The sequence below is a fragment of the Burkholderia puraquae genome (genome assembly GCF_002099195.1).
Taxonomy (GTDB): Bacteria; Pseudomonadota; Gammaproteobacteria; order Burkholderiales; family Burkholderiaceae; genus Burkholderia; species Burkholderia puraquae.
Genome location: NZ_NBYX01000005.1, coordinates 394289 through 416034, shown reverse-complemented (window position 1 = coordinate 416034; position 21746 = coordinate 394289). Strand labels below are relative to the sequence as shown.

22 protein-coding genes are annotated in these 21746 nt (G+C 66.1%); 12 read left to right on the top strand and 10 right to left on the bottom strand.

Annotated elements, in window-relative coordinates; all coding sequences use genetic code 11:
* Window positions 1-13 precede the first annotated feature (13 nt).
* Together B7G54_RS13360 and B7G54_RS13355 are read right to left on the bottom strand one after the other, a co-directional pair.
* Complete coding sequence (locus tag B7G54_RS13360; RefSeq protein WP_085039500.1) at window positions 14-448, bottom strand: carboxymuconolactone decarboxylase family protein; 435 nt, start codon at window positions 446-448, stop codon at window positions 14-16.
* Window positions 432-893: a MerR family transcriptional regulator gene (locus B7G54_RS13355; protein WP_085039499.1), complete on the bottom strand. Its 462-nt coding sequence runs from the start codon at window positions 891-893 to the stop codon at window positions 432-434. The genes B7G54_RS13360 and B7G54_RS13355 overlap by 17 nt, the downstream gene beginning before the upstream one ends.
* A 286-nt stretch (window positions 894-1179) precedes the next feature.
* On the opposite strand from B7G54_RS13355, the gene B7G54_RS13350 reads away from it, so the two are divergent.
* A complete protein-coding gene (locus tag B7G54_RS13350; protein WP_085039498.1) occupies window positions 1180-1791 on the top strand; it encodes a ComEA family DNA-binding protein in 612 nt (203 codons plus the stop codon).
* Between the two features lie 88 nt (window positions 1792-1879).
* A complete protein-coding gene (locus B7G54_RS13345) occupies window positions 1880-2317 on the top strand; it encodes a YidB family protein (protein ID WP_085039497.1) in 438 nt (145 codons plus the stop codon).
* A 103-nt stretch (window positions 2318-2420) separates the two neighbouring features.
* Here the strand turns inward: B7G54_RS13345 and clpB are convergent, their stop codons facing one another.
* Together clpB and B7G54_RS13335 are read right to left on the bottom strand one after the other, a co-directional pair.
* A complete protein-coding gene (gene clpB / locus B7G54_RS13340) occupies window positions 2421-5018 on the bottom strand; it encodes an ATP-dependent chaperone ClpB (protein WP_085039496.1) in 2598 nt (865 codons plus the stop codon).
* A gap of 157 nt (window positions 5019-5175) precedes the next feature.
* Complete coding sequence (locus tag B7G54_RS13335) at window positions 5176-5691, bottom strand: Rrf2 family transcriptional regulator (RefSeq protein WP_085039495.1); 516 nt, start codon at window positions 5689-5691, stop codon at window positions 5176-5178.
* Window positions 5692-5941: 250 nt separating this feature from the next.
* Here B7G54_RS13335 and B7G54_RS13330 point away from each other — a divergent pair, with 250 nt between their 5' ends.
* Complete coding sequence (locus B7G54_RS13330) at window positions 5942-6502, top strand: group III truncated hemoglobin (RefSeq protein ID WP_085039494.1); 561 nt, start codon at window positions 5942-5944, stop codon at window positions 6500-6502.
* A 77-nt stretch (window positions 6503-6579) separates the two neighbouring features.
* Here B7G54_RS13330 and B7G54_RS13325 read toward each other — a convergent pair whose 3' ends face one another.
* The 6 genes from B7G54_RS13325 to B7G54_RS13300 all read right to left on the bottom strand — a co-directional run bounded on the left by B7G54_RS13325 (window position 6580) and on the right by B7G54_RS13300 (window position 12949).
* A complete protein-coding gene (locus tag B7G54_RS13325) occupies window positions 6580-7056 on the bottom strand; it encodes a molybdenum cofactor biosynthesis protein MoaE (RefSeq protein ID WP_085039493.1) in 477 nt (158 codons plus the stop codon).
* Window positions 7057-7066: 10 nt separating this feature from the next.
* The gene (gene moaD, locus B7G54_RS13320; protein ID WP_059687399.1) at window positions 7067-7324 is read right to left on the bottom strand and encodes a molybdopterin converting factor subunit 1; all 258 of its coding nucleotides are present in this window, start codon (window positions 7322-7324) and stop codon (window positions 7067-7069) included.
* 19 nt (window positions 7325-7343) lie between these two features.
* Complete coding sequence (locus tag B7G54_RS13315; protein WP_085039492.1) at window positions 7344-8591, bottom strand: molybdopterin molybdotransferase MoeA; 1248 nt, start codon at window positions 8589-8591, stop codon at window positions 7344-7346.
* Window positions 8592-8864: 273 nt separating this feature from the next.
* Entirely contained in the window at window positions 8865-10316 is a 1452-nt protein-coding gene (thrC, locus tag B7G54_RS13310) for a threonine synthase (RefSeq protein WP_085039491.1), read from the bottom strand.
* A gap of 12 nt (window positions 10317-10328) precedes the next feature.
* Window positions 10329-11657: a homoserine dehydrogenase gene (locus B7G54_RS13305; RefSeq protein ID WP_085039490.1), complete on the bottom strand. Its 1329-nt coding sequence runs from the start codon at window positions 11655-11657 to the stop codon at window positions 10329-10331.
* A gap of 53 nt (window positions 11658-11710) precedes the next feature.
* On the bottom strand, window positions 11711-12949 hold the full coding sequence (locus tag B7G54_RS13300; RefSeq protein WP_085039489.1) for a pyridoxal phosphate-dependent aminotransferase: 1239 nt from the start codon (window positions 12947-12949) through the stop codon (window positions 11711-11713).
* Between the two features lie 316 nt (window positions 12950-13265).
* Here B7G54_RS13300 and B7G54_RS13295 point away from each other — a divergent pair, with 316 nt between their 5' ends.
* The 9 genes from B7G54_RS13295 to B7G54_RS13255 all read left to right on the top strand — a co-directional run bounded on the left by B7G54_RS13295 (window position 13266) and on the right by B7G54_RS13255 (window position 21627).
* Window positions 13266-13640, top strand: coding sequence for an Mth938-like domain-containing protein (locus B7G54_RS13295; protein ID WP_085039488.1), 375 nt, complete (start codon window positions 13266-13268; stop codon window positions 13638-13640).
* Between the two features lie 124 nt (window positions 13641-13764).
* Window positions 13765-15441, top strand: coding sequence for a glycosyltransferase family 39 protein (locus B7G54_RS13290; protein ID WP_085039487.1), 1677 nt, complete (start codon window positions 13765-13767; stop codon window positions 15439-15441).
* Between the two features lie 13 nt (window positions 15442-15454).
* Window positions 15455-15826: an EamA family transporter gene (locus B7G54_RS13285; protein ID WP_085039486.1), complete on the top strand. Its 372-nt coding sequence runs from the start codon at window positions 15455-15457 to the stop codon at window positions 15824-15826.
* Window positions 15827-15955: 129 nt separating this feature from the next.
* Window positions 15956-17107 carry a DegT/DnrJ/EryC1/StrS family aminotransferase gene (locus B7G54_RS13280; RefSeq protein WP_085039485.1) on the top strand — a complete coding sequence of 384 codons (1152 nt, stop codon included), beginning with the start codon at window positions 15956-15958 and terminating at the stop codon, window positions 17105-17107.
* Window positions 17108-17113: 6 nt separating this feature from the next.
* A complete protein-coding gene (locus B7G54_RS13275; protein ID WP_085039484.1) occupies window positions 17114-18151 on the top strand; it encodes a glycosyltransferase in 1038 nt (345 codons plus the stop codon).
* On the top strand, window positions 18148-19095 hold the full coding sequence (locus B7G54_RS13270; protein ID WP_085039483.1) for a formyltransferase: 948 nt from the start codon (window positions 18148-18150) through the stop codon (window positions 19093-19095). Before B7G54_RS13275 ends, B7G54_RS13270 begins: the two co-directional genes overlap by 4 nt.
* Window positions 19092-20147, top strand: a complete 1056-nt coding sequence (locus B7G54_RS13265; protein ID WP_006482864.1) for a bifunctional UDP-4-keto-pentose/UDP-xylose synthase — start codon at window positions 19092-19094, stop codon at window positions 20145-20147. Before B7G54_RS13270 ends, B7G54_RS13265 begins: the two co-directional genes overlap by 4 nt.
* Window positions 20148-20160: 13 nt before the next feature.
* Entirely contained in the window at window positions 20161-21057 is an 897-nt protein-coding gene (locus tag B7G54_RS13260) for a polysaccharide deacetylase family protein (protein WP_059694573.1), read from the top strand.
* 108 nt (window positions 21058-21165) lie between these two features.
* Window positions 21166-21627 (top strand): peroxiredoxin, encoded by a 462-nt coding sequence (locus B7G54_RS13255; RefSeq protein ID WP_034207483.1) that lies wholly within the window; start codon window positions 21166-21168, stop codon window positions 21625-21627.
* Window positions 21628-21746: the final 119 nt, after the last annotated feature.

The window sequence follows — 21746 nt, the reverse complement described above, 5'->3', positions numbered from 1 at the left end:
GGCGCGCGCCCGATCATGAGGCCTGCTCAGCCGCTTCGTTCACCTCTCCCGCCTTGCCCGCCGCTTCGTCGCGCCGCGAGAACACCTCGTGCGCGGCGAACAGCGCGTTGAGCGCAGCCGGGAAACCCGCGTAGACGGCCATCTGCATGAAGACCTCGACGATCTCGTCGCGCGTGCAGCCGACGTTCAGCGCGCCCTCGATATGTACCTTCAACTGCGGCTGCGCATTGCCGAGCGCAGCCAGCGCCGCGATCGTCGCGATTTCGCGCGCTTTCAGGTCGAGCTGCGGCCGGCTGTAGATGTCGCCGAAGCCGAACTCGACGATCAACCGCCCGAAATCCGGCGCGATCGGCGCGAGGGCTTCGATCACGCGCTCGCCCGCTTCGCCGTCGATTTCCTTCAGTTTGTTCCAGCCGCGCGTATAGCGGTCTTCAACGAGTCGTTCCATTGTGTCCGTCCTGTTCCGATAGAGCGTGAGAAGGTTTTGCCCGTCGTGCCATATCCCGCTCCTGTGCCTCATAGTTCACGATCTTGTCGCTGATCACGTCGAGGCTCGCCTGCAGCTCCGCGATATGCGCGCGCACCGCATCGCGATGCGTGACCAGCAGGCTGCGCCGCGCACCGAAGGTCGACTCGCCTTGCGCGCGCAGTGCCGCGAATGCCTGCATCTGCGCGATCGGCATGCCGGTCGCCTTCAGGCGCATCACGAAGGCCAGCCAGTCAAGGTCGGCCGGTGCATACAGCCGGTGCCCGGCCGCGGTGCGCGAAATCGCGCGCAGCAGGCCGGCCTGCTCGTAGTACCGCAGCGTATGCGTCGACAAGCCGGTCATTTCGGCGACCTGGCCGATCGTCAGCGGGCCGGTGGAGGAAGGTTGGGATACGGTTTTCGACATGGCAGGAACAAGGTTAGGAGTTAGAGTTCACTCTAAGTCAAGCCCTGCCGAACAGCCAGCGCGACGAATATCGGCCGCACCGCGGCGACACCGTAAAGAATGGTCAAAATCGCCGCCCGGCGAGGGTTTCGGTCTTTACAGCGCCGCAAGCCTTCAGCAAGATTCGGTCAGCCTGTCTTAAAAAGGGCACGCATTTGTCCTATGCTTAACGGCGACGTCCGGCCAGGTTGCGCCCCGCCGTCCGTTGCAACAGCCATTCATCCGTCAAAACCAGGGAGCCTTTGCCATGCTGAAAAAGCTGCTGATGCTGTTCGTCGCGCTATCGCTGTCGCTCGCCGCAGGCCTTGTCGCAGCCGTAGAAGTCAACACGGCTGACCAGGCCGCGCTCGAATCCGTGAAGGGTCTCGGGCCCGTGAAGTCGAAGGCGATCATCGACGAACGCACCAAGAACGGCCCGTTCAAGGACGCGGACGATCTCGCGAACCGCGTCAAGGGTCTCGGCACGAAGTCGGTCGGGCATCTCGAAGAAAACGGCCTGACGATCGGCGGCACGTCGACGCCGCCGAAGGGCGTGAAGCTGTCGAAGCCGGCCGCGACGACATCGGCTACCACGTCGGCAACGACGTCGGCAGGCACGGCATCGACGTCCACGACCGCGACGGCCGGCACGACGGCCGCTGCACCGGCACCGGCGGCAAGCGCGCCGGATACAGCGGCGAAGCCGGCCAAGGCCAAGCGCACGTCGAAGAAGGAAAAAGCGGCCGCAGCAGCGGCGGCATCCGCCGATGCGGGTGCGAGCGCACCGGCCGCAGCATCGTCGGCAAAGGCGACGAAGGGTTCGAAGAAGAAAAGCAAGAAGGACAAGGCAGCCTCCGCCGCCGCGGCGTCGGGCGCCTGATGTGCGCCGCGCGCGCGACGGCGTGCGCGCGGCATTCGTTCAACGGGCGCCCGTACCGTGGCGCCCTTATCGGTAAAGGTGAAGAACCATGGGTCTCCTCGACATCGTTGGCGGTCTGCTCGGCGGCCAGGCCGGCGGCAACTCGCAAAGCGCACTGATCACGACCGCGCTCGAATTCATCAACAACCAGCCGGGCGGCCTGAATGGCCTGATCGAGAAGTTCAAGGCAGGCGGCGCCGGCGACATCATCGGCTCGTGGATCGGTACCGGCCAGAACCAGCCGATCTCGCCGGACGCGCTGCAGAACGTGCTCGGCTCGGATGCAATCGGCGCGATCGCGAGCAAGTTCGGTGTCGACCCGTCGATGGCCTCGACCGTCCTCGCGCAAGTACTGCCGCACGTCGTCAACCACGCGACGCCGGACGGCACGGTGCCGGCCGACGGCCAGGCGCAGGTCGACCCGTCGAACGTGCTCGGCTCGCTGTCGCAGATCGCCGGCATGTTCGGCGGCAACAAGCAGGGCTGAAGCGCTGCGTCGTTGCGACGCTCCATAAGCAAACACCCCGCCGAGGCGGGGTGTTTGTTTTTGCGCGCCCGGCGCGAACCGGGCGGCGGCCGGAGGCCTGCGATCAGTGAACGACGCGGTCGAACACGAACTTGCCGTCGTGAACGTCGACCGGAATCACGTCCTTCGGACCGAAGCGGCCCGCGAGGATGAGCTTCGCGACCGGGTTCTCGATCTCCTGCTGGATCGCGCGCTTCAGCGGCCGCGCGCCGAACACCGGATCGTAGCCGACCTTCGCGATCTGTTCGAGCGCCGCGTCCGACACGTCGAGCGCCATATCGAGCTTCGCGAGCCGTTCGTGCAGGCGTGCGAGCTGGATCTTCGCGATCGACTCGATGTTGCTGCGGTCGAGCGCATGGAACACGACGACGTCGTCGATCCGGTTCAGGAACTCGGGGCGGAAATGCTGCTTCACCTCGAGCCACACGGCGTCCTTGATCTCTTCCTGCGGCGAACCCGTCATCGCCTGGATCACCTGCGAGCCCAGGTTCGACGTCATCACGATCACCGTGTTCTTGAAGTCGACCGTGCGCCCCTGCCCGTCCGTCATGCGGCCGTCGTCGAGCACCTGCAGCAGCACGTTGAACACGTCCGGATGCGCCTTCTCGATCTCGTCGAGCAGGATCACGCTGTACGGCTTGCGGCGCACGGCTTCGGTCAGGTAGCCACCTTCCTCGTAGCCGACATAGCCCGGGGGCGCACCGATCAGCCGCGCAACGCTGTGCTTCTCCATGAACTCGCTCATGTCGATGCGGATCAGGTGCTCTTCCGAGTCGAACAGGAACGAGGCCAGCGCCTTGCACAGCTCGGTCTTGCCGACCCCGGTCGGGCCGAGGAACAGGAACGAGCCGTACGGACGGTTCGGATCGGCGAGACCCGCGCGCGAACGGCGGATCGCGTCGGCCACCGCGCTGATCGCCTCGTGCTGGCCGACCACGCGCTCATGCAGCTTTTCCTCGATGTGCAGCAGCTTCTCGCGTTCGCCCTGCATCATCCGCGACACCGGAATCCCGGTCGAACGCGACACGACTTCCGCGATTTCCTCGGCACCGACCTGCGTGCGCAGCAGGCGCGGACGCGTCGGGTTGTGCTGCTCCTGCTCTTCGGCCTGCGTGACCTGCTTCAGTTGCGACTCGAGTTGCGGCAGCTTGCCATATTGCAGCTCGGCGACCTTCTCCAGCTTGCCTTCACGCTGCAGGCGCACGATATCGGCCCGCACCTTCTCGATCTCTTCCTTGAGCTGCGCGCTGCCCTGCACCGCGGCCTTCTCGGCGGTCCAGATCTCCTCGAGGTCCGCATATTCGCGGCCGAGGCGCTCGATCTCTTCCTCGATCAGCTGCAGTCGCTTCTGCGACGCTTCGTCCTGCTCCTTCTTCACGGCTTCGCGCTCGATCTTCAGCTGGATCAGACGACGGTCGAGCTTGTCCATCTCTTCGGGCTTCGAATCGATTTCCATCTTGATCTTCGAAGCGGCTTCGTCGATCAGGTCGATGGCCTTGTCCGGCAGGAAGCGGTCGGTGATGTAGCGGTGCGACAGCTCGGCCGCGGCGACGATCGCCGGGTCGGTGATGTCGACGCCGTGGTGCAGCTCGTACTTCTCCTGCAGCCCGCGCAGGATCGCGATCGTCGCCTCGACGCTCGGCTCGTCGACGAGCACCTTCTGGAAACGGCGCTCGAGCGCGGCATCCTTCTCGATGTACTTGCGGTATTCGTCGAGCGTAGTCGCGCCGATGCAGTGCAGTTCGCCGCGCGACAGCGCCGGCTTCAGCATGTTGCCCGCATCCATCGCACCTTCGGCCTTGCCCGCGCCGACCATCGTATGGATTTCGTCGATGAAGACGATCGTCTGGCCTTCGTCCTTCGCGATGTCGTTGAGCACCGCCTTCAGGCGCTCCTCGAATTCACCGCGATACTTCGCGCCGGCGAGCAGCGCGGCCATGTCGAGCGACAGCACGCGCTTGCCCTTCAGCGTCTCGGGCACTTCGCCGTTGACGATGCGCTGCGCGAGCCCTTCGACGATCGCGGTCTTGCCGACGCCCGGCTCGCCGATCAGCACCGGGTTGTTCTTGGTGCGGCGCTGCAGGATCTGGATCGAGCGGCGGATTTCGTCGTCGCGGCCGATCACCGGATCGAGCTTGCCCGCACGGGCGCGCTCGGTCAGGTCGACCGTGTATTTCTTCAGTGCCTCGCGCTGGCTTTCGGCGTCCTGGCTGTGCACCTGCGAGCCGCCGCGCACCGCCGCGATCGCGGCTTCGAGCGCCTTGCGCGTGAGGCCGTGCTGGCGGGCGAGCTTGCCGGCTTCACCCTTGTCGTCGGACGCAGCGAGCAGGAACATCTCGCTCGCGATGAACGTGTCGTTGAGCTTCTGCGCTTCCTTGTCGGCCTGGTTCAGCAGCCCGGCCAGTTCACGGCCGATCTGGATGTCGCCGCCCGTGCCCGTCACTTGCGGCAGGCGCGAAATGGCTTCGTTCAGCGCGCCTTGCAGCGCCTGCACGTGAACACCTGCGCGCGACATCAGCGAGCGGGCGGAACCGTCCTGCTGCGCGACCAGCGCCGCGAGAACGTGAACGGGTTCGATGTATTGATTGTCGCGGCCTGCCGCGAGGCTTTGCGCGTCCGCGAGTGCTTCCTGGAACTTGGTGGTGAGCTTGTCGATTCTCATTTAGTCGAGACCTCCAATTTTCGATTAACACCAAGATGAGGATGGTTATGCGGCTTTCAAGCGAAATTCGGGTTGATTCAGCGCAAAAAATACGGGATATCCTCGAAGCAGCCCGGAGCGGGGCGGGTGCCGGATCGTGGGGTGCGGCGAGCGCGGGTCAGCCGGCCGTCGACGGCGGCTCGACGGTTGCAGGCGCGTCGTCCGTCGACGGAACGGCACGCACGAGCGTGACCGGACGAATGCCGAGCAATGCCATGAGCGGCGAAGCGGGTTCGACCAGTTCACCGAGCGTGTGACGGTCGAGTTCGGCGAAGAACGCATCGCGCGCGGCTGCCAGCACGCCCTTCAGGCGGCACTGCGGCTCGATCACGCAGCCGCGCGACTCGCCGTCGGCCGAGAAGCAGCCGACCAGCGCGAAATCGCTCTCGGTCGCGCGCACGACCTGGCCGACAGTCAGTTGCAGCGATTCGGGGAACAGCCGCAGCCCGCCGTTGCGGCCGCGAACGGTGTCGACCCATCCCAGCTCGCCGAGTTGCTGCACGACTTTCATCAGATGGTTCTTCGAGATGCCGTAGGCGTCCGAGATCTCCTGGATCGTCGCGAGTCCCTCGCCGCGCACGGCAAGGTACAGCATCACGCGCAGCGAATAGTCGGTGTAGTCGGTGAGTCTCATGGGCGAATACGGAAAAGATCGATCGTGCCCCGATTACGTGAGCCGGGCCGATCGGGATGCGCACGAGGCCGGTTGACGGCCCTGCTCCGCGGCCCCGGGTTGCCGGGATGGCACGCGCGCAATAAGATGCGTGACACTTACACGTTTTACAGGGTGTTGGACGCTATTTTGCGTCAAAATCCGGCCGGCGTCCTGCACGATGCCCGCACCGCCGCCCCGTCGTTGCCTATTTCTCCCGGCCCTTTTTGCCATGACCGTCCTGCCCGCCTCGCCCGATACCGCACCGGCCCGCCCTCGCGACACCGAGCCAACCGAAGAGAACATCCGCGATCTCGTCTACGCGTTCTACGACCGCGTGCGCGTCGATCCGCTGCTCGGGCCCGTCTTCGATGCGAAGCTGGCCGGCCGCTGGGACGACCACCTGCCGAAGATGGTCACGTTCTGGTCGAGCCTCGTGCTCGGCACCAAGGGCTATCGCGGCAACGTGCAGCAGGCGCACCAGCCGCTCGACGGGATCGAGCCGGCCCATTTCAGCCGCTGGCTGTCGCTGTTCCTGAAGACCGTCGAGACGCGCTACGCACCGCCGGCGGCGATCCGCTTCATGGAGCCGGCGCTGCGGATCGCACAGAGCCTCCAGTTGAGCCGGTTCGGCTGGGACTACCCGATTCCGCCCGAGCAGCAGGCGCTGCTCGACGCGATCGCGCCACGCCGCCGCGACGCGGGCGACGATCCGCACGCGTTGCCGTCGCGGGCCCGCGGCGAGCCGTTTCCGACGAAGATCATCGGGCGCAGCAACGATCCGGATGCGTAACGGGTAGCCGCCAGGCGCAACGCTTGGCGCGCATGCGGCACCTCGCCGCATCTCACCGCATCACGCGGACGCCACGTTCAGCGCCTCGTATTGCCCGATTCGATGCCCCAGCGCGCGAGCGCGGCATCGTCGGTGCTGCGCGCATCGACCCAGCGCTCGCCATCCGGCGTCGTCTCCTTCTTCCAGAACGGCGCCTCGGTCTTCAGGTAGTCCATCACGAACTCGCATGACGCGAACGCATCGCCGCGGTGCGACGCAACCGTGGCGACCATCACGATCTGGTCGAGCGGCAGAAGCCGGCCGACGCGATGCACGATCGCGACGTCAATGCCCGGCCAGCGCCGGTTGGCCTCGGCGGCGATCTTCTCGAGCGCCTTCTCGGTCATCCCCGGATAGTGTTCGAGCTCCATCGCGGCAACCGAATCGCCTTCGTTCAGGTCGCGCACCGTGCCGACGAAGCACGCGACCGCGCCGATCTTCGGGTTGCGCGCGCGCAATGCCGCGACCTCGGCGTTCAGATCGAAGTCGTCGGCCTGGATTCGTATCGTTGCCATCGCCGTTGCCTCAGCCGCCCGTCACCGGCGGAAAGAACGCGACTTCGCAGCCTTCGGTGAGCCGCGTCTCGGGATCGGTCATCTCGTGGTTGCACGCCATGCGCAGTGCGCGCCCTTCCGCGAGCGTCTCGGCCCACGCACCGCCGCGCACGCGCAGCCACGCGCGCACGTCGCCCACGGTCGTGACGCTGTCCGGCACGTCGGCCTGCTCGTCGGCGACGCCCAGTGCCTCGCGTACGCTTGCAAAAAATTTCAGCTGAATCTTCATGGTTCGGGAAGCCGTCGCGTTACGACAGCAGTTCGGAAAACGGAATGAAACGCACGGTCTCGCCCGCGCTGATCGCGTGCTGCGGCGGGTTGTCGATCAGGCCGTCGCCCCACACCGTCGACGTTAGCACCGCCGAGCTCTGGTTCGGGAACAGGTCGAGGCCGCCGGCCGCGTTCACGCGTGCGCGCAGGAATTCGTTACGCCGGTCGCCCTTGCCTTGCGAAAAGTCGGCGCGCAGCGACAGTGCGCGCGGCGCGACGTCGCGCATGCCGGACAGGCGCAACAGGAATGGCCGCACGAACAACAGGAACGTGACGAAACTCGACACCGGGTTGCCGGGCAGCCCGATGAAGTGCGCATCGGCGCGATCGTCGCCGCGGCGCACCGCGCCGTATGCCAGCGGCTTGCCGGGCTTCATCGCGATCTGCCACAGCGCGAGCCGCCCTTCGGCCTCGACGGCCGGCTTCACGTGATCCTCGTCGCCAACCGACACGCCGCCGCTCGTCAGGATCACGTCGTGATCGCGTGCGGCCGCGCGCAGCGTGTCGCGCGTCACGGCGAGCGAATCGGGCACGATCCCGTAGTCGGTCACGTGACAGCCGAGCCGCTCCAGCAGCCCGCGCAGCGTGAAACGGTTCGAGTTGTAGATCGCGCCGGGCTTCAGCGGCTCGCCGGGCATCGTCAGCTCGTCGCCGGTGAAGAACACCGCGACGCGAATCTGCCGCGCGACCGGCAACTGCGCGCAGCCGACCGACGCGGCCAGGCCGAGCGCCTGCGGCGTGAGCCGCGTGCCGGCCGGCAGGATCACCGAGCCCTGCCGGATATCCGCGCCCTGCGCGGTGATCCATTCACCGGCCTTCGGCGTGTGCAGGATCTCGACCGCATCGCCATCGGCCGACGCCTGTTCCTGCATCACGACGGCGTCGGCGCCGGGCGGCACCGTCGCGCCGGTGAAGATCCGCGCGGCCGTGCCGGCAGCGAGCGGCGCGGCCGGATGACCGGCCGGAATGCGCTGCGACACCGGCAAACGCCGGTCGCCATGCAGCAGGTCGGCGACGCGCACCGCATAGCCGTCCATCGCGCTCGTATGCATCGGCGGCACGTCGAGCGGCGAGCTCACATCGGCCGCCAGCACGCGGCCGAGCGCATCGAGCGTGGCGACGGTTTCGACGCCGGGCAACGGCTTCGCGGCATCGAGCAGCGCGGAGAGTGCCTCGGCGGTCGACAGCATCGGCGCGCGCGGCGCCGCGGGATTCGGGTTCGACATCGATGGAATCGGGGATCGTTGGATTCAATACATCATTGTAGCGACGCCGTCGCGCGGGCGCGCGATATGGCGGACATGCGGAAACTGTGATTCGCGCGAACGCGCGGGTCTGGCACTTGTTTCGTTTCGCGCGGTGCGGTGGCAGCCGCGTGGCGGGCTGCCGAATGCCTGCGCCACGCGGCACCGCCAAACGAAACGGCCGGAACCCCGATCCGTTCGACGAATCGGCATTCCGGCCGTCCTGCGCAGCCGGGCCCGCGGCCCGGCCGTGCGTCATGCGCCCGTATGGGCGGCGATGAAGTCCTTCACCTGCTGCGCGTCGGCCTTCACGACCTCGAAACGCTGCGGCAGCGCCTCGAGCCCGTCGAACGCGGCCGGACGCTCGGCTTCGCGATCGAGTGCCTCGCGGATCGTCTCGCCGAACTTGATCGGCTGCGCCGTCTCGAGCACGACCATCGGCACGCCGGCGTCGAGATGCTCGCGCGCGACCTTCACGCCGTCGGCCGTGTGCGTATCGATCATCGTGTCATAGCGCGAGAACACGTCGCGGATCGTCGCGATACGGTCCGTGTGGCTGCTGCGGCCCGACACGAACCCGAACTCCGCGACGCGCGCGAAATCGCCGCTCGCTGCGAGATCGAAGCCGCCCTTCTCCTCGACGTCGCGGAACAACTGCATCACGCGCGCCGGATCGCGGCCGAGCAGGTCGAACACGAAGCGCTCGAAGTTCGACGCCTTCGAGATGTCCATGCTCGGGCTGCTCGTGTGATAGGTGTTCTCGGCGCTGCGCACGCGATACGCGCCCGTGCGGAAGAACTCGTCGAGCACGTCGTTCTCGTTGGTCGCGACCACGAGCTTCGCGATCGGCAGCCCCATCATCCGTGCGATGTGGCCCGCGCACACGTTGCCGAAGTTGCCCGACGGCACCGTGAACGACACGCGCTCGTCATTGGATTGGGTGGCCGCGAAGTACCCCTTGAAGTAGTACACGACCTGCGCGACGACGCGCGCCCAGTTGATCGAGTTGACCGTGCCGATCTTCTGCTGCGCCTTGAACGCGTGATCGTTCGAGACCGCCTTCACGATGTCCTGGCAATCGTCGAACACGCCTTCGACCGCGAGGTTGAAGATGTTCGGATCCTGCAGGCTGAACATCTGGGCCGTCTGGAACGCGCTCATCTTCTTGTGCGGCGACAGCATGAACACGCGCACGCCGGCCTTGCCGCGCATCGCGTATTCGGCCGCACTGCCCGTGTCGCCGGACGTCGCGCCGAGAATGTTCAGCGTCTGCCCGTGCTTCGCGAGCGTGTACTCGAACAGGTTGCCGAGCAGTTGCATCGCCATGTCCTTGAACGCGAGCGTCGGGCCGTTCGACAGTTCGAGCAGCGACAGCGCAGCGCCGTTCTCGGTGCCGAGCGTCTTCAGCGGCGTGATATCGGACGCGTTCTCGCCGTGGCGCGTGTTGCTGTACACGTCGGCCGTGTACGTGCGGCGCGTGATCGCGCACAGGTCGTCGGCCGGCACGTCGTCGCAGAACTTCGACAGGATCTCGAACGCGAGATCCGCGTACGACAGCGTGCGCCAGCGTGCGAGCTCGTCGGCGGACACCTTCGGATACTCAGCCGGCAGGTAGAGCCCGCCGTCCTTCGCGAGGCCGCCGAGCAGGATGTCGGAGAACGTATGGCGCTCGCCGATGCCGGCGCCGCGCGTGGAGATGTAGTTCATGTCGTCCTCAGCTCAGTTCAGCGCTTCCATGCGCAGCTTCGTCACCTTCGACACGACGGTCGCGAGGCTCTCGATTTGCGCGATGGCCGCATTGACGTTCTTCTCGATCGTTTCGTGCGTGATCAGGACGATGTCGGTTTCACCGTTCGCATCGTCGACCTGCTCCGACTCCTTCTGCAGCAGCGCGTCGATCGAGATGCCCGACGCGGCGAGGATGCGCGTGACGTCGGCCAGCACGCCGGTCTGGTCGGCGACGCGCAGGCGCAGGTAGTAGCCGCTCGTCACTTCCTCGATCGGCAGAATCGGCGTGTTCGACAGGCTGTCCGGCTGGAACGCGAGATGCGGCACGCGATGCTCGGGGTCGGCCGTATGCAGGCGCGTGACGTCGACCAGATCGGCGACCACGGCCGATGCGGTCGGCTCCGCGCCCGCGCCCTTGCCGTAGTACAGCGTCGTGCCGACTGCGTCGCCGTGCACGACGACCGCGTTCATCGCGCCCTCGACGTTCGCGAGCAGGCGCTTCTCCGGGATCAGCGTCGGATGCACGCGCAGCTCGATGCCGTTTTCGGCGCGGCGCGTGATGCCCAGCAGCTTGATCCGGTAGCCGAGCTCTTCCGCGTAGCGGATGTCGGTCGCGTCGAGCTTGCTGATGCCCTCGACGTACGCACGGTCGAACTGCACCGGCACGCCGAACGCGATCGCGCTCATGATCGTCGCCTTGTGCGCGGCGTCGACGCCTTCGATGTCGAAGGTCGGATCGGCTTCCGCGTAGCCGAGCTCCTGCGCAGCCTTCAGCGCGGTCGCGAAGTCGAGCCCGCGGTCGCGCATTTCCGACAGGATGTAGTTGGTCGTGCCGTTGATGATGCCGGCGATGTACTGGATGCGGTTCGCGGTCAGGCCTTCGCGCAGCGCCTTGATGATCGGGATGCCGCCGGCGACGGCTGCTTCGAACGCAACCATCACGCCCTTCGCCCGCGCGGCCTCGAAGATCTCGGTGCCGTGCACCGCGAGCAGCGCCTTGTTGGCCGTCACGACGTGCTTGCCGTTCGCGATCGCGCGCAGCACGAGCTCGCGCGCGATGCCCGTGCCGCCGATCATCTCGGCAATGATCGCGATCGACGGATCGTCGACGACCGCATTGAAGTCGTCGGTAATCTGCGCGGCGCCGGCGTCGCCGCCGAGCGCAGCCAGCGCCTTGGCGGGGTTGCGCACGGCAATGCGCGTCACCTCGATGCCGCGCCCCGCGCGTCGCTTGATTTCTTCCTGGTTGCGGCCCAGCACCGTGAAGGTGCCGCTGCCCACCGTGCCGAAGCCCAACAGGCCAACTTTGATCGGTTCCATGCTGCGTGTGATCGAATGAGTAAGAAGTAGTGAGTTCCGTGTGGCCTTGCCGCTCAGGCCGAATGGCGCTTGCGGTAGCCGTCGAGGAAGCGTGCGATCCGGTTGATCGAATCGGTCAGGTCGTCGAGGTTCGGCAGGAAGACCACGCGGAAGTGATCGGGAGTCGTCCAGTTGAAGCCCGTGCCCTGGACGAGCAGCACGCGCTCCTCGAGCAACAGGTCGAGAATGAACTGCTGGTCGTTCTGGATCGGATAAAGCTTCGGGTCGAGGCGCGGGAACATGTACAGCGCGGCCTGCGGCTTCACGCAGGTCACGCCCGGGATCGACGTGAGCATGTCGTACGCAAGCTCGCGCTGCTTGTACAGGCGCCCGCTCGGCATGATCAGCTCGTTGATGCTCTGGTAGCCGCCGAGCGCCGTCTGGATCGCGAACTGCCCGGGCACGTTCGCGCACAGGCGCATCGACGACAGGATGCCGAGCCCCTCGAGGTAATCCTTCGCGCGCCGGCGGTTGTCGCCGCCGAGGCCCGACACGGCCATCCAGCCCGCGCGGTAGCCGCACGAGCGATAGCTCTTCGACAGGCTGTTGAACGTGACGGTGATCACGTCCTCGGACAGCGAACCCAGTGCCGTGTGCTCGAGGCCGTCGTAGACGATCTTGTCGTACACCTCGTCGGCAAACACGATCAGCCCGTGCTGGCGCGCGATCGCGAGCAGTTCGAGCAGCAATTCGTCCGAATAAAGCGCGCCCGTCGGGTTGTTCGGGTTGATCACGACGATCGCCTTCGTGTTCGGCGTGATCTTGCGGCGGATGTCGTCGAGATCGGGCATCCATGCATTCTGCTCGTCGCAGATGTAATGCACCGGCGTGCCGCCCGACAGGCTGACCGCCGCCGTCCACAGCGGGTAGTCGGGCGCAGGCAGCAGCACTTCGTCGCCGTCGTTCAGCAACGCCTGGGTTGCCATCACGATCAGCTCGGACGCGCCGTTGCCGATGTAGATGTCGTCGAGGCCGACGCCCACGACGCCCTTTTCCTGCGTGTAGTGCATCACGGCCTTGCGCGCCGAGAACACACCCTTCGAATCCGAATAGCCGGACGACGTCGGCAGGTTGCGGATCATGTCCTGGATGATCTCGTCCGGCGCATCGAAACCGAACGGCGCGAGGTTGCCGATGTTCAGCTTGATGATGCGGTGGCCTTCTTCCTCGAGGCGCTTCGCGTGCTCGAGCACCGGGCCACGGATGTCGTAGCAGACGTTGAGCAGCTTGTTCGACTTCTGAATCGGTTTCACGACGACACGGTTCCTGGGTTGGCCTTGCGGCCGGGGGGACGGGATCAAAACTGGAAAGCGGCCGGTCTGTGCGCGCTGTCTAGACTGGGAAAAAGCGGGCGGCCGGGCGCAGCTTGTGGCGACGCGCGACGCAAGTGGCGCCCGGGGGCGACCAAAAAGTTATAATTTAGCGGATTTTGGCCGACTTTCGCAATGCACCATAGCCGCGCCGGGCCCGCGCCGTCAGGCGTCCCGCGTGCTCGGGCGAGCGAAACCGGCCATCCGGGCCCGTGCGGCCCTGCGACACATTCCCCCTACGGAACCGCGGAATACCGATTTGAAACTGCACCAGGACGCGAGCGGCGCGCTCAACACCGTCACCGGCTACGGCCCCGATTATGTCGACGTCAATCTCGAACGCCATGAGACGAGCGTCATCGTACTGCCCGGCGCGCCGGTCCAGGCATGGCCCGTGTCGTCGTTCGAGGCGCTCGCGCCCGAGCATTTCGCGATGCTGCTCGACCCGGCGCCCGAACTCGTGATCTTCGGCAGCGGCGCGCGGCTGCGCTTCCCGCACCCGCGGCTCGTCGCGGCGCTCACGGCCAGGCGGATCGGCGTCGAGACGATGGATTTCCAGGCCGCCTGCCGCACCTACAACATCCTGATGGCCGAGGGCCGCAAAGTCGCCGCCGCGCTCTTAATTGAACGTTAATCCCCGATGCGGTAAAACTCGGGCCGGCGCAGCGGGTCGATCCCCCGGATCGGCCCGGCCAGGCCGCCCGCCCCCGGCGCAACCCGCCGGCGGCCCGTCACAATAACCAACAGGCTGAAAATCCATGAACGATACGCCGTCGAGGCTACCGCTCAATCGCATCACGCTCGTCCTCCTCGTCGTCGCACTCGCGATCGTCTGGTTCGCGCCGCTCGGGCTGCGCCACCTGATCCCGAGCGACGAAGGCCGCTATGCGGAAATGGCACGCGAGATGTTCGTCACCGGCGACTGGATCACGCCGCGCTACAACGGCTACAAGTACTTCGAGAAGCCACCGCTGCAGACCTGGCTGAATGCGCTCACGTTCGCGTGGTTCGGCATCGGCGAATGGCAGGCACGCCTCTACACGGCCGTCGCGAGCTTCGCCGGCGTGCTCCTGGTCGGCTTCACCGGCGCGCGCCTGTTCAACCCGCTGTCGGGCTTCCTCGCCGCCGTCGTGCTCGCGTCGTCGCCGTACTGGAACCTGATGGGCCATTTCAACGCGCTCGACATGGGGCTCGCGTTCTGGATGTCGCTGTCGCTGTGCTCGCTGCTGCTCGCGCAGCAGCCGGGGCTGCGCCCGGCCGCGGCGCGCGGCTGGATGTGGGCGTGCTGGGCCGCGATGGCATTCGCCGTGCTGTCGAAGGGCCTCGTCGGCGTGATTCTGCCCGGCGCCGTGCTCGTGCTCTATACGCTGATCGCGCGCGACTGGGCGCTGTGGAAGCGCCTGTACCTGGTAAGCGGCCTCGTGCTCTTCTTCGCGATCGTCACGCCGTGGTTCGTGCTCGTCCAGCAGCGCAACCCCGAGTTCTTCAACTTCTTCTTCATCGTCCAGCAGTTCCGCCGGTACCTGACCCCGGAACAGAACCGCCCGGGCCCGCTCTACTACTTCGTGCCCGTGCTGCTGGTCGGCTTCCTGCCGTGGCTGTCGGTCGCGTGGCAGAGCATCCGCCATGCGCTGCGGATGCCGCGCCAGCCGAACGGCTTCTCGCCGATGCTCCTGCTGCTGATCTGGAGCGCATTCATCTTCCTGTTCTTCAGCGCGTCGCATTCGAAGCTGATCTCGTACGTGCTGCCGGTCGCGCCGGCGCTCGCGCTGATCATCGGCGCGTACCTGCCGCTGATGAGCGCCGACCGGTTCCGCCGCCACCTGCTCGGCTATCTCGTGTTCTTCGTCGCCGCGGCGTTCGGGATCATCGCCCTCGCGTACCAGGGCGATGCCCGCACGCCGAACGCGCTGTACCGCGCGTTCCAGATGTGGCTGTACGCGGGCCTCGCGATCGCGGCCGCACTGACGCTCGCGGCCGCGTGGCTGAACCGCCGCGCGAGCGTGGCCGCCGCGCTCGCCGCGTTCGGCGCCGCCTGGCTCGCGTTCGGCACGATCGGCGGCACCGGCCACGACGAGTTCGGCCGCTACAGTTCGGGCGCGCTGCTCGCGCCCGCCGTGCGCGCCGAACTGGCGAAGCTGCCGCCCGACACGCCGTTCTACTCGATCGAGATGCTCGATCACACGTTCCCGTTCTATATGGGCCACACGACGATCATGGTCCAGCGCCAGGACGAGCTCGCATTCGGGATCTCGATGGAGCCGAACAAGTGGATTCCGACCGTCGACGAGTGGATCGCGCGCTGGAAACAGGAAACCCATGCGCTCGCGATCATGCCGCCCGGCCAGTACGACACCCTGGTCAAGCAAGGCGTGCCGATGCGCGTGATCGCGCGCGACAACCGCCGCGTGATCGTCGAGAAACCGCAATCGTAAGGACGCCTGCCGCATGAATCCCGTTTCGTTCGTCTGCATCATCACCGGCGTGATGCTCAACGCCTGTGCGCAACTTCTGCTGAAAGCCGGCGTCAACGCCGTTGGACACTTCGAATTCAGCCGTGCGAACATCATCCCGGTCGGCCTGAAGATCGCAACCCAATTGCCGATCATCGGCGGCCTCGGCTGCTACGTGCTGAGCGTCGTGGTCTGGATCCTCGGGCTGTCGCGGGTCGACGTGTCGATCGCGTACCCGATGCTGTCGCTCGGCTACGTCGTCAACGCGTTCGCGGCCTGGTACCTGTTCGGCGAAGTGCTGTCGATCCAGCGGCTTGTCGGCATCGGCATCATCCTGATCGGCGTGCTGGTGCTTGCGCGAAGCTGAGCACGCCCCGCCGCGTTAAGCGTCCGCCTACAAAAAATCACGGTGCGATTCCGCCAACCGGTGTTTAATGCCGGTTTCGGCCGGGACGCCCGGCCCTTTTATTACACGCCATTACAGGCCAAAGCGTACATGAGCCAGATTACCGCTCCGTTTCTGCCGTTCACCCGCCCCGAGATCGATGAGGAAACCATCCAGGGCGTCGTCGAAGTGCTGCGCTCGGGCTGGATCACCACCGGCCCGCAGAGCCAGAAATTCGAAGCGGCGCTGTCCGAGTACTGCGGCGGCCGTCCGGTCCGCGCGTTCAATTCGGGCACCTGCACGCTCGAGATCGGCCTGCGCATCGCAGGCGTCGGTGCCGGCGACGAGGTGATCACGACGCCGGCGTCGTGGGTCTCGACCAGCAACGTGATCCTCGAGACGGGCGCGACGCCGGTGTTCGTGGACATCGATCCCGTCACGCGCAACATCGACCTCGACAAGCTCGAGCAGGCGATCACGCCGCGCACGAAGGCGATCATCCCCGTGTTCCTGTCCGGCCTGCCCGTCGACATGGATCGCCTGTACGCGATCGCGCGCGCACACAAGCTGCGCGTGATCGAGGATGCGGCGCAGGCGTTCGGCTCGACGTGGAACGGCAAGCGCATCGGCGCGATCGGCGACATCGTGTCGTTCAGCTTCCACGCGAACAAGAACCTGACGACGATCGAGGGCGGCGCACTCGTGCTGAACAACGAGGAAGAAGCGACGCTCGCGCAGAAGTACCGGCTGCAGGGCATCACGCGCACGGGCTTCGACGGGATGGACTGCGACGTGCTCGGCGGCAAGTACAACCTGACCGACGTCGCCGCACGCGTCGGCCTCGGCCAGCTGCCCCACCTCGAACGCTTCACCGCCCAGCGCCGCGCGCTTGCGCGCGCCTATTTCGCCGCATTCGACGGCAGCGCGGCCGTGAAGCTCGGCGTCGGCCTGCCGATCGCCGAATTCGAGAACGGCAACTGGCACATGTTCCTGATCACGCTGCCGCTCGAGCGGCTGACGATCACGCGCGCCGAGTTCATGGCGCAGATGAAGGAACGCGGCATCGGCACGGGCATCCACTACCCGGCGATCCATCTTTTCACGCTGTACCGTGCGCGCGGCTTCAAGGAGGGCATGTTCCCCCACGCCGAACGGTACGGCGCGTCGACCGTCACGCTGCCGCTCTTCACGCAGATGACGGAAGGCGATGTGCGTCGCGTGGTCGACGCCATCAACCAGATTTGCGAACAATACGGAAAATAAGCGTACATGAGTCACCTTGAAGCACGCGCCGGGCATCCGGTCGCCGGGCACCTGGACGCCGGGCGGCCCGAAGTATCGGTCATCATCCCCGTGTACAACGAGGAAGACGGCCTCGCTGCGCTGTTCGCGCGGCTGTATCCGGCGCTCGACGCACTCGACACGTCATACGAAGTGATCCTGATCAACGACGGCAGCCGCGACCGCTCGGCCGCGATGCTCGCCGATCAGTTCCACGTACGTCCCGACACGACGCGCATCGTGCTGCTCAACGGCAACTATGGCCAGCACATGGCGATCCTCGCCGGCTTCGCGCAATCGCGCGGCGAGATCGTCATCACGCTCGACGCCGACCTGCAGAACCCGCCCGAGGAAATCGGCAAGCTGATCGCGAAGATGCGCGAGGGCTACGACTACGTCGGCTCGATCCGCAAGCAGCGCCAGGACAGCCTGTGGCGGCGCAAGGCATCGCAGATGATGAACCGCCTGCGCGAGCGCATCACGCGCATCAAGATGACCGACCAGGGCTGCATGCTGCGCGCGTACAGCCGCCGCATCATCGACACGATCAACGTGTGCGGCGAAGTCAACACGTTCGTCCCTGCGCTCGCGTACACGTTCGCGCAGAACCCGACCGAGATCGAGGTCGCGCACGAGGAGCGCTTCGCCGGCGAGTCGAAGTACTCGCTGTACAGCCTGATCCGGCTGAACTTCGACCTCGTGACGGGCTTCTCGGTCGTGCCGCTGCAGTGGCTGTCGTTCATCGGCGTGATCCTGTCGCTCGGCTCCGCCGCGCTGTTCGTGCTGCTGCTCGTGCGACGCTTCATCGTCGGCGCGGAAGTGCAAGGCGTGTTCACGCTGTTCGCGATCACGTTCTTCCTGCTCGGCGTGATCATCTTCGCGCTCGGCCTGCTCGGCGAATACGTCGGCCGCATCTACCAGCAAGTGCGCGCGCGGCCGCGCTACCTGATCCAGGCCGTGCTCGAGCAGCACGACGGCGTGCCGGCGGTACCGGCCGACGCGAACCGCTCGGGGGCCGCGCAATGAAGCCGCGCGCAGTCGTCTTCGCGTATCACAACGTCGGCGTGCGGTGCCTGCAGGTGCTGCTCGCGCGCGGCGTCGACGTCGCGCTCGTCGTCACGCACGAGGACAATCCGAACGAGAACATCTGGTTCGGCAGCGTCGCGTCCGTCGCGGCCGAGCACGGCATTCCGGTCGTCACGCCGGCCGACCCCGCCGATCCGGCGCTGCGCCGCGCGGTATCCGACGCGCAGCCGGACTTCATCTTCTCGTTCTACTACCGGCACATGCTGCCCGTGGACCTGCTCGCGATCGCGCCACGCGGCGCGTACAACATGCACGGTTCGCTGCTGCCGAAATACCGGGGTCGGGTACCGACCAACTGGGCGGTGCTGAACGGTGAAACCGAAACCGGTGCGACGCTGCACGAGATGGCTGCCAAGCCCGACGCGGGCGCGATCATCGGCCAGACCGCGGTGCCGATCCTGCCGGACGACACGGCCGCGCAGGTGTTCGACAAGGTCACGGTGGCCGCCGAGCAGACGCTCTGGCGCGTGCTGCCCGCGCTGCTCGCGGGCGAGGCGCCGCACCTGCCGAACGATCTCGCCACCGGCAGCTACTACGGCGGGCGCAAGCCCGAGGACGGCCGTGTCGACTGGTCGAAGCCGGCCGCGCAGGTCTACAACCTGGTGCGCGCGGTCGCGCCCCCGTATCCGGGTGCGTTCACGGACATCGACGGTGCGCGTTTCGTGATCGCACGTGCGCGCCTTGCGGCGCCCGGCAGCGCGGCAGCGGCCGCCGCGGCAGATTTGCCGCCCGGCCTGCACGTAAGCGATAATGCGCTATTCGGCGTCTGCGGCGACAGCCGCGCCCTATCCATTCTCGAGCTGTGGCAGCAGCGCGACGGCAGCGAAACCGTCGTGACGCCCGCGGAATTCGCGCAGTTCATTCATTCTTCCCGTCATTCATGAAAGCAAAAAAAGTCCTGATCCTGGGTGTGAACGGCTTCATCGGCCATCACCTGTCGAAGCGCATTCTTGAAACCACCGATTGGGAGGTGTTCGGCATGGACATGCAGACCGACCGGCTGGGCGACCTCGTCAACCACGAGCGGATGCATTTCTTCGAAGGCGACATCACGATCAACAAGGAGTGGGTCGAGTATCACGTGAAGAAGTGCGACGTGATCCTGCCGCTCGTCGCGATCGCGACGCCCGCCACCTACGTCCAGCAGCCGCTGCGCGTGTTCGAGCTCGACTTCGAGGCGAACCTGCCGATCGTGCGTTCGGCCGTCAAGTACGGCAAGCACCTCGTGTTCCCGTCGACCTCCGAGGTCTACGGCATGTGCTCGGACGAGCAGTTCGACCCGGATGCATCGGCGCTCACCTACGGCCCGATCAACAAGCCGCGCTGGATCTACGCGTGCTCGAAGCAGCTGATGGACCGCGTGATCTGGGGTTACGGGATGGAAGGCCTGAACTTCACGCTGTTCCGTCCGTTCAACTGGATCGGCCCGGGCCTCGACTCGATCTACACGCCGAAGGAAGGCAGCTCGCGCGTGGTCACGCAGTTCCTCGGCCACATCGTGCGCGGCGAGAACATCAGCCTGGTCGACGGCGGCTCGCAGAAGCGCGCGTTCACCGACATCGGCGACGGCATCAGCGCACTGATGAAGATCATCGAGAACAAGGACGGCGTCGCGTCGGGCAAGATCTACAACATCGGGAATCCGAAGAACAACTTCTCGGTTCGCGAGCTCGCGCACAAGATGCTCGAACTGGCGGCGGAATTCCCCGAGTACGCCGATTCGGCCAAGCAGGTGAAGCTCGTCGAGACGACGTCCGGCGCCTACTACGGCAACGGCTACCAGGACGTGCAGAACCGCGTGCCGAAGATCGACAACACGATGCAGGAACTCGGCTGGGCGCCGCAAGCGACGTTCGACGACGCACTGCGCAACATCTTCGAAGCGTATCGCGGCCACGTCGCCGACGCGCGCGCGCTCGTCGAACAGCAAGGCTGATCGGGACGTTCGCTTGGCTCGCATCGTCCTCAAGATCGACGTCGACACGCTGCGCGGCACGCGCGAAGGCGTGCCGAACCTCGCGCGCATCTTCGACCGCTTCAGTGCGCGCGCGACCTTCCTCTTCAGCCTCGGGCCCGATCACACGGGCTGGGCGCTGCGGCGCGTGTTCCGCCCCGGCTTCCTGAAGAAAGTGTCGCGCACGTCGGTGGTCGAGCACTACGGCGTGAAACAGCTGATGTACGGCGTGCTGCTGCCGGGCCCCGACATCGGCCGCCGCGCGATCGCCGACATGCGCGCGATTCACGAAGCCGGCTTCGAATGCGGGATCCACACGTGGGATCACGTGTACTGGCAGGACAACGTCCGTGCACGCGATCGCGACTGGACCGCGCGTGAAATGCAGAAGAGTCACGCGCGCTTCATCGAGATCTTCGGCGCGCCGCCCGTCACGCACGGCGCGGCCGGCTGGCAGATGAACGATTCCGCGTTCGAGCAGATCGACGCATGGGGGATGCGCTACGCATCCGACGGCCGCGGCCATTCGCCGTACCTGCCCGTCGTCAATGGCCGCACGCTGTCGCACGTGCAGATGCCCACCACGCTGCCGACGCTCGACGAAGTGCTCGGCATCGACGGCGTCGACACGCACAACGTCGCCGCGCACATCCTCAAGTTCACCGAAACCAATCCGCACGACCAGGTGTTCACGCTGCATGCGGAACTGGAAGGCCAGAAGCTCGCGCCCGTGTTCGAGCAACTGCTCGCCGGCTGGCGCGCGCAAGGCCACACGTTTGCGACGATGGGCGACTACCACGCGACGCTGGACCGCGACTCGCTGCCATCGTACCCTGTCACGTGGGGCGAAATTCCCGGCCGCTCCGGCGAACTGATCGTCCAGCCCGACTGAGTTCGCGCGAGCCGGCGCCGCCCGCTCCTCCCTTGCGGCACGCTGCGGCGGCGCCCCGCCGAACCGCGCCGCCGCAGCGGCGCCTTTCCATAACAACAGGAGAAACACGTGTCCGTCGAAGTTGACCGTCAAGTTCCCGATTTCACCGCACCGGCCACGGGCGGCGACATTTCGCTGTCCGACCTGAAGGGCAAGAAACTCGTGCTGTACTTCTATCCGAAGGACAACACGCCGGGCTGCACGACCGAAGGGCTGCAGTTCCGCGATCTCTATCCGAAGTTCAAGAAAGCCGGTGCGGAAGTCATCGGCGTGTCGCGCGACAGCCTGCGCTCGCATGACAATTTCAAGGCAAAGCTCGAACTGCCGTTCCCGCTGATCTCCGATGCCGACGAAGCGCTGTGCGCGCTGTTCGATGTCATCAAGATGAAGAAGATGTACGGCAAGGAAGTGCGCGGAATCGAGCGCTCCACGTTCCTGATCGACGCCGACGGCGTGCTTCGCCAGGCATGGCGCGGCATCAAGGTGCCGGGTCACGTGGACGACGTGCTAAAGGCTGTACAAGCGCTTTGAGGCGCGTTATATTGGGCCGCAATGAATGCCAGTTCGCCCCATATTTCTCGTAGCTGCGCCGGTGCCCGTTGCGATGCTTCCCGGCACCTGACGCGCATCACGACGGCATCAGCCGAGCC